Annotated in this window: 11 protein-coding genes and 1 tRNA gene; 4 read left to right on the forward strand and 8 right to left on the reverse strand. The window is 39.9% G+C overall.

Annotated elements, in window-relative coordinates:
- Positions 1–155: 155 nt before the first annotated feature.
- Positions 156–235 (reverse strand) — tRNA-Leu (locus B4Z47_RS02350).
- 182 nt (positions 236–417) lie between these two features.
- Between B4Z47_RS02350 and B4Z47_RS02355 the strand changes: the two genes are divergently transcribed.
- Positions 418–1,371 carry an aldo/keto reductase gene (locus tag B4Z47_RS02355; RefSeq protein ID WP_115049567.1) on the forward strand — a complete coding sequence of 318 codons (954 nt, stop codon included), beginning with the start codon at positions 418–420 and terminating at the stop codon, positions 1,369–1,371.
- A gap of 193 nt (positions 1,372–1,564) precedes the next feature.
- On the opposite strand, the gene coaD is transcribed toward B4Z47_RS02355, so the two are convergent.
- From coaD to B4Z47_RS02370, 3 genes are read right to left on the reverse strand one after another with little or no spacing between them, the layout of a single operon-like run.
- Positions 1,565–2,041, reverse strand: a complete 477-nt coding sequence (gene coaD, locus B4Z47_RS02360; RefSeq protein WP_112374790.1) for a pantetheine-phosphate adenylyltransferase — start codon at positions 2,039–2,041, stop codon at positions 1,565–1,567.
- Position 2,042: 1 nt separating this feature from the next.
- Positions 2,043–2,582, reverse strand: coding sequence for a 16S rRNA (guanine(966)-N(2))-methyltransferase RsmD (gene rsmD, locus B4Z47_RS02365; protein WP_112374789.1), 540 nt, complete (start codon positions 2,580–2,582; stop codon positions 2,043–2,045).
- On the reverse strand, positions 2,573–3,370 hold the full coding sequence (locus B4Z47_RS02370; protein WP_070564222.1) for a DUF3822 family protein: 798 nt from the start codon (positions 3,368–3,370) through the stop codon (positions 2,573–2,575). The genes rsmD and B4Z47_RS02370 overlap by 10 nt, the downstream gene beginning before the upstream one ends.
- Before the next feature lie 85 nt (positions 3,371–3,455).
- Between B4Z47_RS02370 and B4Z47_RS02375 the strand changes: the two genes are divergently transcribed.
- The 3 genes from B4Z47_RS02375 (at position 3,456) to B4Z47_RS02385 (ending at position 8,004) form a co-directional block, all read left to right on the forward strand.
- Positions 3,456–4,880 (forward strand): ATP-dependent DNA helicase, encoded by a 1,425-nt coding sequence (locus tag B4Z47_RS02375; RefSeq protein WP_115048672.1) that lies wholly within the window; start codon positions 3,456–3,458, stop codon positions 4,878–4,880.
- Positions 4,881–4,967: 87 nt separating this feature from the next.
- Complete coding sequence (locus B4Z47_RS02380) at positions 4,968–7,454, forward strand: S9 family peptidase (RefSeq protein ID WP_115048670.1); 2,487 nt, start codon at positions 4,968–4,970, stop codon at positions 7,452–7,454.
- A gap of 7 nt (positions 7,455–7,461) precedes the next feature.
- A complete protein-coding gene (locus B4Z47_RS02385) occupies positions 7,462–8,004 on the forward strand; it encodes a hypothetical protein (protein ID WP_115048669.1) in 543 nt (180 codons plus the stop codon).
- 20 nt (positions 8,005–8,024) lie between these two features.
- On the opposite strand, the gene ruvB is transcribed toward B4Z47_RS02385, so the two are convergent.
- The 4 genes from ruvB to B4Z47_RS02405 all read right to left on the reverse strand — a co-directional run bounded on the left by ruvB (position 8,025) and on the right by B4Z47_RS02405 (position 11,852).
- Positions 8,025–9,047, reverse strand: a complete 1,023-nt coding sequence (gene ruvB / locus B4Z47_RS02390; protein WP_046673408.1) for a Holliday junction branch migration DNA helicase RuvB — start codon at positions 9,045–9,047, stop codon at positions 8,025–8,027.
- 12 nt (positions 9,048–9,059) lie between these two features.
- Positions 9,060–9,797, reverse strand: coding sequence for a polyprenol monophosphomannose synthase (locus B4Z47_RS02395; RefSeq protein ID WP_070564553.1), 738 nt, complete (start codon positions 9,795–9,797; stop codon positions 9,060–9,062).
- Between the two features lie 364 nt (positions 9,798–10,161).
- Positions 10,162–11,358, reverse strand: a complete 1,197-nt coding sequence (locus B4Z47_RS02400; RefSeq protein WP_115048667.1) for an NADH-quinone oxidoreductase subunit D — start codon at positions 11,356–11,358, stop codon at positions 10,162–10,164.
- Between the two features lie 5 nt (positions 11,359–11,363).
- On the reverse strand, positions 11,364–11,852 hold the full coding sequence (locus B4Z47_RS02405; protein ID WP_112374785.1) for an NADH-quinone oxidoreductase subunit C: 489 nt from the start codon (positions 11,850–11,852) through the stop codon (positions 11,364–11,366).

The raw sequence follows: 11,852 nt of genomic DNA on the forward strand, positions 1-11,852 counted from the left end.
AAATTTATTTAGGACACATATGGAAAAAAGTTTTAGAACCAGAAGAATAAGACCATTCATTTTGGAAATGAATAAGGAACCGCGCGAAACTACGCTGAGCTAAGTATAAAAAATAGTCAGTAAATAAAAAAAGCTTCTCGATTGAGAAGCTTTAGTACCCGGAGCCGGAGTCGAACCGGCACGGTTTCCCACTGGTGTTTGAGACCAGCGCGTCTACCAATTCCGCCATCCGGGCATATCCGTTTGGGATGATGCAAAAGTAAGTAAAGTTTTTATTATTCCAAATCACTATACTGATCATTTTTAAAACTCATTGAAAATGAATGAGAAAATTTTAAAAAAACTTTTCATTGCCCTATAGAACGATTGAAAACGACCTTTTTTACGTATTTTTAATCAGAAAACAATCAAATGATCATGGAAAAAGTAAAACTCGGAAACAGTGAAATTGAATTCAAACCTCTTGTTTTCGGTGGAAATGTATTTGGCTGGACCGTCGATGAGAAACAATCTTTCGCCCTGTTAGATGCTTTTATCGATATGGGATTCAGTCTTATTGATACATCCAACAACTATTCACATTGGGTGCCGGGACACAGTGGGTCAGAATCAGAAACAATCATTGGCAAATGGATCAGCAAAAGAGATATTCGCGATAAAATTCAGATTGCAACAAAAGTCGGCGGACGTCGAATAGACAATAGTAAACCTAATCTTAAAAAAGAGTATATTATTAAATCTGTGGAAGATTCACTCCTGCGATTGAATGTAGACACAATCGATCTTTATCAATCTCATCACGATGATCTGACAACTGGAATCGATGAAACACTGGAGGCTTATCATCAACTGATACAGAATGGAAAAATAAAATGGATCGGTGCTTCCAACCTAAGTCCAGAACGGATTTCAGAATCCCTTCGTATAGCCGAAGACCACAATTTACCGTATTATATCGCTATCCAGCCCGAATATAACCTTTACGATCGGATGAAATACGAAGAGCAGTATGAACAATTGGCCCTCGATAATCATCTTGGCGTCATCAGCTATTATTCACTTGCCAGTGGTTTTCTGTCGGGTAAATACCGCTTTATTGATGACATCAAAGGTGCCAAGCGTTATGACGCACTAAAAGACAAGTTTAACACCCGCGGCCTGCGCATTTTAGATGTTTTGGCTGAGATAGCACATACACAACAAGCTAGCATGTCAGCTATAGCATTAGCCTGGAGTTTACACAGGCCTTCAGTTACAGCGCCTATAGTGAGTGCAACTAGTATCCAGCAGCTCGAAGAACTTAGCAGAGCTGTAGAAATCAAGCTGACACCGGAAGAGTATTACCTCTTAAACCAAGCAAGCGATTACTAGACCAAAAGCACAAAAAAAACAATCTAGTATATTGAAAATAAGAACATTAAAAATACACTATTCAAGTTACCAAATAATATTTGGCTATACGGTATAGGAGAACGTGAGCTGTTCTAAAATAAAGAAAACAGATGATTTAGATAACGAATATAAACACCTGTTTTTCAACAACTTTTTCCCAGCCTGAGGCAACTTATCTTATTTTTTCATTCAGGCAGGATAAAATGGAAACAGGCACCATCGCACTGATATCTCCTCCATTAAACCACACGTCTCTAACAATGGATGAAGAAATATGTGCCTTTCCAGATCTACTCATCAAAAAATAGCTTTCAACATCATTATTGAGCAACAAATTATTTTGAGCAACAGCATTTTCAAATTCAAAATCATTGGTATTTCGGAGCCCACGCAATATAAAACGTGCTTTAACTTGCTTACAGAAATCTACTGTAAGACCTTTATATTTATGCACCTCAACCCTACTCACATCGTTAAAAACACGGCTAATTGAATCTACCCGTTCGTCGTGATCTAACATTCCTTTTTTATTGGCGTTATAGCCCACTGCAATAATAATTTTATCAAATAGCGGCATTGCTCTCTCAACAAGATCTTGATGAGCTAATGTAAAGGGGTCAAAAGAGCCCGGAAAAACAGCAATTTTCATATTAGATAGTCTTAGCGTAAAAAGAAAATGATGAATACCCGTATTTTCTAGTTTCTATAAAATTTGGATGATCTTCCATTTGTCTTGTTGACGGATGCTCAACAACAAGGAGCCCATGTTCATGCAGCAATTCCTGTTCAAAAATTAATTTTGGCAATTGTGGCAATTTAGGAATATCATAAGGTGGGTCTGCAAAAATAAAATCATAGGTATTCTTACAGCTGGCAATAAACTTAAATACATCGGCTTTCCTTGCTTTAATTTGCTCCAGTTTCATCTTCCCGGCTGTTTCATTGATATATTGCACACATTTGAAATGAAGATCTATTGCATCTACTGACTCCACATCTCGCGATGCGAGCTCAAAACTAATATTTCCTGTTCCTGCAAAAAGATCCAGACACTTTAAACTATCAAAATCCAGTCGGTTCTGTAAAATATTAAACAGCGCTTCCTTAGCGATATCCGTGGTTGGCCTCACAGGTAAATTGGTTGGTGGGTTCAGCCTTAAACCACCTAAACGACCTCCGATTATTCGCATAGTATAGAATCAAACAATACATTATATGGGGTCAAATTTGACTCGATCTCGCTATCCGCCAATACGACTTTTGTCTTCAAATCCAATATTTCGATATCACCCGCATAAGTAGAGATACGTTTATAATAGGATTCATTTGGAATTTCTCCTGAAAGGAGCACTTTATTGATGGAGTCTCCTAGATTGAATTGTGTTAAAATATTAAGGACATAGTAGCTGATATCATCAAGATTATGAATTTCAAAACTATTATAAAGCTGAAAAACCCCGTTTTTAAACAGATAAAAATCAACTGTATTTTCAGCTACAAAATGAAGCCCCAGCACACTCCCTCTAATAGATACACGCTCCTGGGCACGATCAAGCACAACCGCAAATTCGGGAAGTATAACAGCATCAGGAAACAACCGCTTCCACCTATTTAATAAAAGCCCATCAAACTGGTATACAGCAACTAAATTAAGATTATCTAAAGAATAGCTAAATGTATTTTCAAGATCAGTTGTACCTAAAAACTGTAGGTAATCGCTGATATTTTCGCTCAGAAAAAATTCTTTTGGAATAAACGTAAAAGTTTGATGTGGTATCACAACGCGGACAAATCGAAACGGAAGGCTCATAATCCGTGTGGCATCCAAAATTGGCTCCTCAGACGGATACTCGATCAAAATCGGTGCGATCGACTTTTTATCAACCACCGCCAAGACATCCTTCTGAAAGCCAGCCTTGACCAAAAGATTGTACTCCGGTAAATAATGAATATTAAATTGTTTTGAAATATAATTCATTCGCTGAATTGTAAAAATTAAAACTTCTTAGAGCAAAAATAGCTTTTTCTAGAGGATAAGACAAACCTTTTAAATAACTTTGAGGGTGTTCATCAAAAATCTGTTAATACAGCAATTCCCATGGCAAGCCACCGAACAGCAGTTGGAGGCTTTCGAATTATTGCAAGAATTTCTTCTCGCTTTTGACAAGCAATCCTGCTTTGTACTTAAAGGATACGCTGGTACGGGAAAAACAACATTAATTTCGGCGCTGGTTAAAGTGCTGCCTGCATTACGGAAAAAGGCTGTTCTGCTGGCGCCAACAGGCAGGGCGGCAAAAGTGATCACCTATTATTCTGGTCGCAAAGCACTGACAATACACAAAAAAATATACCGAAAAAAATCTGCTGTATCATTTCAGCTGGATTTCACCTTGGCGGAGAACCTGCACGAAGACACTTTATTTATCATCGATGAAGCTTCAATGATATCCAACGCACCTGTGAATGCATTTTCGGCAAGCCTGTTGGACGACTTGATCCGTTATGTACAATCGGGGAAGAACTGTACCCTATTATTTGTTGGAGATACGGCTCAATTACCTCCTGTAGGACTCCTGGATAGTCCTGCCTTAAACCCAAGCTATCTCGAAAGTGAATTTCATCTTTGCGTTTATCCTTTTGAGCTAACCACGGTTGTCCGCCAATCCAAAGACTCCGGTATATTGTACAATGCAACCAAAATACGCGAAGAGATAACCTCGGCAGAAGAAGATCAAGACGACTCCCCTTTTCCAAAATTCATAACAAAAGGATTTAAAGATCTTTACAGAATGACAGGTGAACGGTTAATCGAAGGTATAAACTATGCATATGACAAATATGGACTCGAAAATACCATGATTATCTGCCGTTCAAATCGATCTGCAAATTTATACAACCAAAATATAAGGAACCGAATTTTGTTCCGGGACGAGGAACTGACGGGCGGAGATTATATTATGGTTGTAAAAAACAACTACTTCTGGTTACAGGAAAACAACATGGGCGATGGATTTATTGCAAATGGCGATATGGCCAAAGTACGAAAAGTAAGTAACATCCACGATCAGCATGGATTTCGATTTGCAGATGTCACACTTGAATTTGTAGACATTGACGAAATAGAACCCATCACCTGCCGCGTTATCTTAGATAGCCTCTATACAGACGGCCCCAATCTGCCCTATGAAAGCCAAAAAGCTCTCTACGAAGAGATTGCCTTGGATTATGCCGATATCATGGATAAGAAGGACAGGCTCGAAGCAATCAAAAAAGACCCTTATTATAATGCGCTTCAGATTAAATTTGCATTTGCAATTACCTGCCATAAAGCACAAGGCGGTCAATGGCCAATCGTGTTTGTTGACCAGGGCTATATAAACGATGATATGTTGGATCTTGAATTTTTAAGATGGTTATACACTGGGGTTACCCGAGCAACAAAGGAACTTTTTCTGGTCAATTTCAATGAAAACTTCTATCCATCATAGGATTATTACACGAATCATTCGCAAAAGAACCTAATAATAGATATTTTTACGTTCAGAACCATTATTATACAATTATCTATATTATTAATGCATAAGTACTACTTAATCCTAGCGGCGAGCTTATTGCCCTATGTTAGCACTGCACAACAGGCGAAGGAAGCCCCTATAAAGTCAAATTATCAGCTGGCTGCAAAATTCTCCCCTGAAAAATTAAAGAAAATGATTTTTTCGACCAGCATCAAACCAAATTGGATCAATTTTTCCGATCGCTTTTGGTATGATTACGCAAGTCCGCAGGGAAGAAACTGGTACATTGTAAACCCTGCGCTGAAAAAGAAAGAACTTCTTTTCAATAACGACAACCTCGCCGCACAAATTACTAAAATCGTTAAAAATCCTGTAGATGCACAACATTTGGAATTACAGGGCCTTCGATTTACCGAAGATGAGAAAAAATTGAGGTTTCAGATTCAGAGCACCAAAGATACGGTGAAATCCAAAGATGAAATACAAAAGCTCAAGAATAAGTCCGATACCACCAAAAAGAAACTATTTTATCTGGAATATGACTTAGCAGCACAGTCTGTGGTAGAAATCAGCGACTCGACAAAGGTAAAACCGCCATTGGGTTGGGCGACATTCTCGCCTGACACCAATACAGTCTATTTTGCGAAAGATTACAACTTGTATTGGATGGACAAATCCAACTATCTTAAAGCGGTAAAGGATGAAAAAGACAGCACCATTGTTGAGCACCAGATAACAAAAGACGGGGTGCAATATTATGCTTGGGGCGGTGATGAATATAGCACAACTACGGGTGAGGAAAAAGATAAAGACAACGATACTAAACGCAAGCGGGTATGGATCAGCTGGTCTCCGGATGGACGTTATTTTACCTTGACCAGAAAGGACAACCGTTCTCTAAAGCCCTTATGGGTAATCAATAATGTTGGCTCATCCCGGCCGACACTTGAAACTTATAAATACCAAATGCCAGGCGAAGTCGATTCGACAGAAACTGAACTATATATCTTCGACGCGGCAGCAAAAACTCCACGCCGCATCAATATAGCTGCGTTTAAAAATCAGACCGTCTCTACCTGGACAAAAACCCCGGATAAAAATTCTTATAAAGAGGATTATTTTACCAACTATTGGCTGGGCAATAACGAAGAGTTTTACATTTCACGCTCTAGCCGCGACCTGAAACGAATTGATCTCCTAAAGGTCAATATAAATGGTACGGTAAACAATATTATCCAGGAGCGTTCCAATGTATATCTGGATGTTCAAAAACCATTCCTGATCGAAAACAAGAAGCAATTAGTTCATTGGTCGGAAAGAGATGGCTGGGGCCACTACTACCTCTACGACACAAATGGAAAATTGATTAATCAAATTACAAAAGGAGCTTTTCATACGGAGGAAATTACCGGCTTTGACCCTGCTTCCGGAACATTATACTTTACAGCATCGGGACGTGAGAAAAACGAAGACCCCTATTATCTACATCAGTACAGTGTAAATACAAATGGTTCCGGAATTAAATTATTAAATCCAGGAAACTTTGACCACCAAGTGGAAGTGAGCGAATCTTCCCGATATTTTGTCAATAATTCCTCCAGAGTAAACACGACTCCTGAATCCGTCTTATACAATAGCAATGGACAGAAAATAATGACACTGGAAAAAGCTGACCTATCCTTGCTATTTGCTGCAGGTTACAAATTTCCAGAACCTTTTAAAGTGAAAGCTGGGGATGGCACCACGGATCTCTATGGGGTTATGTACAAACCATTTGACTTTGACAGTACCCGAACTTATCCAATTGTGGAATATGTATACCCTGGGCCTCAAACCGAAGCTGTCAATAAATCCTTTGGAAGAAGCATGGACAGAATCGACAGGCTAGCGCAGTTTGGCTTTATCGTCATCACAGTTGGTAACCGTGGTGGACATCCTTCACGTTCGCAATGGTATCATACCTATGGATATGGCAATCTGCGCGATTATGGTTTGGAAGATAAAAAAGTAGCGGCGGAACAGCTCGCAGATCGTTATAAATACATCGACATTAACCGCGTTGGTATAACTGGTCACTCCGGCGGTGGTTTTATGTCTACAGCGGCGATGCTTGTTTACCCTGACTTCTTTAAAGTTGCGGTGTCTGGCGCCGGAAACCATGAAAATCAGATTTACAACCGCTGGTGGAGTGAGCGTCATCATGGGGTGACAGAAAAAGTATCGGCTAAAGGCGATACAACATTCTCCTACCAAATCAATAAAAATACAGAGCTCGCAAAAAACCTAAAAGGCAGACTACTTATCGCTACAGGAGACATTGACAACAATGTGCACCCGGCAAATTCAATTCGCATGGTAGACGCATTGATCAAGGCTAACAAAAGATTTGATTTCCTGCTATTACCTGGACAAAGACATGGCTTTGGCGATATGACGGAGTATTTCTTCTGGAAAATGGGCGATTACTTTAGCCAATATCTGTTGGGTGATTCCAAGATGAACGAAGTTGACATGACTGAAATGAATCGAGAAAAGCCACAAAAATAACGGTTACATGACCTACAATGAAAAATTAGCATTTTTATCCGTTACCTTGAGATCTTTCGAGGTAACGGATTTTTCTTTGGAGATGCTCCAAGGAATAACCCTGGCTGATCTGCTGAACATCTCCTTAGAGAAGGATAAAAAGGTTGCCTTTCGCGCCGCATGGGTATTTGAAACCATCGTTTTAAAGAATACAGCGTTGCTAAAATCTGTTCTCCCGCAATTCTTGAACAATTTAAAAAAACAAAAAAACTGGAGTTGTCTTAGAAGCTATACTAAAATTCTATTATTTTTAACGTCTAAAAAAAATAAAGAATATATACTTCAAAATGAGATAGAAGAAGAAATTATCGAGCATTCCTTCCAATGGATGATCGAACCTGCATGTCCTGTCGCTGTATTGGTCAACTGCCTGGACATCTTAAATAACCTACGAAAAAAGTACCCTTGGATACATGAGGAGTTACAGGCTCAGATAAACTATTTTCAACGAACAAAACCTAGTCCAGCCCTAATGAGCCGGACCAATAAAATTATTCAGCAGAAAAGTTAAAGTATCGTTTCTATTCGCGATTAAAACAATGTATTTCCTTTCGAGTGATTGACACGGCCCAAATGCTTATAAGCAGCCTCGGTACATTCGCGCCCCCGCGAGGTCCGCATAATGTATCCTTCTTGAATCAGAAAGGGTTCGTAGACTTCCTCAATCGTACCTTCATCCTCCCCAACTGCTGTGGCTACAGTTTTTAAACCGACAGGTCCACCTTTAAATTTGTCTATAATAGTCGTTAAGATTTTGTTGTCCATCTCGTCTAAACCATTTTCATCCACATTAAGCGCGTGCAAAGCATATTTCGCTATTTCTTTATCGATGCTTCCGTTACCCTTTATCTGTGCAAAATCCCGTGTACGGCGCAGTAAAGCATTGGCTATCCGGGGTGTACCTCTGCTCCTTCGTGCAATCTCATAGGCACCTTCATCAGAAATCGGTGTGTTTAAGATATGTGCCGAACGCAACACGATAGTTGTCAGGAGTTTCGCATCATAATATTGTAGGCGCGAATTAATTCCAAAGCGTGCACGCAAGGGGGCTGTCAAAAGTCCTGAGCGTGTTGTTGCCCCGATTAGGGTAAACGGATTAAGGGAGATCTGCACAGACCGTGCATTCGGTCCTGTTTCCAGCATAATGTCGATTTTAAAATCTTCCATTGCCGAATAGAGATATTCTTCTACTAAAGGGCTTAAACGGTGGATCTCATCGATAAACAAGACATCCCCTTCTTCGAGATTTGTCAATAATCCTGCAAGATCACCCGGTTTATCCAATACAGGTCCCGAAGTAATTTTAATGCCAACACCCATCTCATTAGCAATGATATGGGATAAGGTCGTCTTTCCTAAGCCTGGGGGGCCATGTAGCAAAACGTGATCCAGCGCCTCGCCTCTCAGCCTGGCTGCCTTCACAAAAATATTGAGGTTCTCTAATATTTTAGCCTGACCTGTAAAATCTTCAAAAGCCTGAGGCCGCAATGCCCGTTCAATATCACGATCTGTGTTGCTCAGACGCTCTGGATTTGGATCTAAATTCTCGTTCATTGTAGCGATCTTTTAATTTCTCTTGTACCGCTTTCCGATACTTCCTAATTTCAATTGGATAACTCCAAAAAAAGCTTCCTTAAAGATACTTGTGCTCATCTTTGATGTGCCTTCGGTCCGATCTGTGAATATAATGGGTACTTCGACTACATCAAAGCCATATTTTATGGCGGTGAATTTCATTTCAATCTGGAAAGCATACCCTACAAACTTAATCTTTTCGAGTGGGATTGTCCTCAGGACTTCCCTCGTGAAACAAACAAATCCTGCGGTAGCATCCTGGATATTTATTCCCGTTATAAAACGAACATATACTGAAGCAAAATAGGACATCAACACACGGCTCATCGGCCAATTGACAACATTCACGCCCTTGATATAACGCGAACCTATGCTCATGTCTGCACCATCCGCACAAGCCTGCCGTAAACGAAGTAAATCCTCTGGATTGTGGCTGAAATCTGCATCCATTTCGAAAATATAGCGGTAATGTTCGCGGGATAGCGCCCATTTAAATCCATGGATATACGCTGTTCCTAAACCCAGCTTCCCGATTCGCTCTTCGATAAACAAACGGCCAGAAAATTCATTAACCTGTAAATTCTTGATGATTGTCGCCGTCCCATCGGGCGAACCATCGTCTACAATTAGAATATCAAATGCGTGTGATAAGGAAAAAACTTTGCGAATGATTTTTTCAATATTTTCCTTTTCATTATATGTTGGAATGATAACTAAACTATCCGTCACTTTTTTATATTTAAGACCAGTAAAGGTAATCATTTACGTTAAATTCTAGTACAGGAATTCGATGAAATCTACAGGATAATCAACAATACTCGCGAGAAAAGGCAGTAAACCCTTCAATCTCAAACCAACACACCAGTATCATAAATACACAGCATCAATAGATTGCACACTATAAAAAAGAGAAGCCCGTTACTTTGGGAGTAACGAGCTTTCATTAACCAATTATAAACTTAAATTATGAGACTGCAAATATGATGAAAATTGCTTTCAATTACAAATTTAATTGCGTTTTTATGCAACATTTTCAATACAATCTCTATTTTATTTTGCTAAATCGTTTATAAAACATGCACACTACCGCAGTCTAACGATCAACCTCTCCCAAAACGATATCAATCGATCCTAGGATCGCAATTAAATCAGCAATCAGCACCCCTTTTCCAAGTTCTGAAATCACGGAAAGGTTATTAAAGCTTGGGCCCCTTGACTTGACCCGCAACGGGATATCTGATTTATCTTTTGTGACAAAATAAAACCCTAATTCTCCTTTCGGATTTTCAGCACGGACATAGTAGTCCTGAGCTTTCAGATTCACTTTCTTCGGGACCAAAGCGCGCGGATCAAATTCGGCCGTACGTTTAAAGTCTTTCTGTAGTCGTTCAAGGCATTGTTCGACAATGCGAACCGATTCCTTGACCTCGTCCACCCTAACTTTATAACGATCCCAGCAATCACCGATTACCCCCATTTCACCTTTTCCCACAGGTATCTCGAAATCAATTTCCGGGTAGACAGAATAACCATCTATGCGTCTCAAATCCCATTTTATTCCCGAAGCACGCAGCATAGGTCCCGATACACCATAATTTATGGCTACATCAGCAGGAAGTACACCTATTTTAGCCGTACGGGAAATAAATATTTGGTTCTGTGTCAATATCTCATCCAGTTCGACCAATTTAGGTTTGAAATACGTGATAAATTCTGTACAGCGCTCTTCAAAGCCAACGGGCAAATCATAAAATAACCCGCCTACCCAGATATAGTTGTACAGCATCCTGGAACCTGAGGCCCATTCCAACATATTCATGATATGTTCACGATCCCGAAAACACCACAAAAATGGCGTTGTGGCACCGATATCAATACCATATGTACCAATAGCAATCAGGTGGGATGCTATTCGGTTGAGTTCACAGACCAAAACCCGAATGTACTCTATTCTTTTAGGTATTTTGCTGTCAAGGCCAAGCATACGTTCAACCCCCATAACGAAAGCATGGCTATTGTTCATCGAAGCCAAATAGTCCAAGCGATCGGTAAAAGGAATTGTTTTTGCATAATTCAACGATTCAGCATGCTTATCGAAACAACGATGCAGATAACCCAAATGTGGAACAACCTCTTTCACAATCTCTCCGTCTGTAATCAGTTGTAACCGAAGCACACCATGTGTCGAAGGGTGCTGAGGTCCCATATTCAACACCATTTCCTGACTTGAGATCTCTGTAAGGTGTTTTTCATAGCGCAGTAATGCCTCTTTATATTTTGGATTCGCCATTTCTATCAATTAATATGAATGCCATGATATTTCTCCGCTTCCTCATAATCCTTCCGTAAAGGATAGCCCTCCCAATCGTCAGGCAGCAAAATCCTTCTAAGGTCCGGATGTCCCTCAAAATAAATCCCCATCAGGTCAAATGCTTCGCGCTCATGCCAGTCTGCCGTGCGCCACACCGAAGTAAGCGAAGGAATCTCCGGTAGTTCATCCAGCGAACGATGACCAGACAACTCAACTTTTAAGACCAAATTGTGTTGATACGGCAAGGAATTTAAATGGTAGACAATGGTAAAATGCGTTTGATAATCCACTGCAGTAAGGTTGCTTAAAAAATCAAAATATAAGCCTTCTGTATCCCGGAGGAATAAACAAACGGCTACAATATCTGCTTTATCTATAAATAGTGCAGGCTGCAGCCCATTGCGATCTTCTTTAAGAATAAGTTGAGTTCCAAATTTGGAAACAAGCATCGATTTAATTTCGTCAAATGTCAT

The sequence above is a fragment of the Sphingobacterium sp. UBA2610 genome (assembly GCF_002339225.1).
Classification (GTDB): Bacteria; Bacteroidota; Bacteroidia; order Sphingobacteriales; family Sphingobacteriaceae; genus Sphingobacterium; species Sphingobacterium multivorum.

Excerpts from the sequence above, each read along its gene's own strand:
- B4Z47_RS02355 (WP_115049567.1), top strand. The coding sequence starts at position 418 with ATGGAAAAAGTAAAACTCGGAAACAGTGAAATTGAATTCAAACCTCTT.
- coaD (WP_112374790.1), bottom strand. The coding sequence starts at position 2,041 with ATGAAAATTGCTGTTTTTCCGGGCTCTTTTGACCCCTTTACATTAGCT.
- rsmD (WP_112374789.1), bottom strand. The coding sequence starts at position 2,582 with ATGCGAATAATCGGAGGTCGTTTAGGTGGTTTAAGGCTGAACCCACCA.
- B4Z47_RS02370 (WP_070564222.1), bottom strand. The coding sequence starts at position 3,370 with ATGAATTATATTTCAAAACAATTTAATATTCATTATTTACCGGAGTAC.
- B4Z47_RS02380 (WP_115048670.1), top strand. The coding sequence starts at position 4,968 with ATGCATAAGTACTACTTAATCCTAGCGGCGAGCTTATTGCCCTATGTT.
- B4Z47_RS02385 (WP_115048669.1), top strand. The coding sequence starts at position 7,462 with ATGACCTACAATGAAAAATTAGCATTTTTATCCGTTACCTTGAGATCT.
- ruvB (WP_046673408.1), bottom strand. The coding sequence starts at position 9,047 with ATGAACGAGAATTTAGATCCAAATCCAGAGCGTCTGAGCAACACAGAT.
- B4Z47_RS02400 (WP_115048667.1), bottom strand. The coding sequence starts at position 11,358 with ATGGCGAATCCAAAATATAAAGAGGCATTACTGCGCTATGAAAAACAC.
- B4Z47_RS02405 (WP_112374785.1), bottom strand. The coding sequence starts at position 11,852 with ATGACATTTGACGAAATTAAATCGATGCTTGTTTCCAAATTTGGAACT.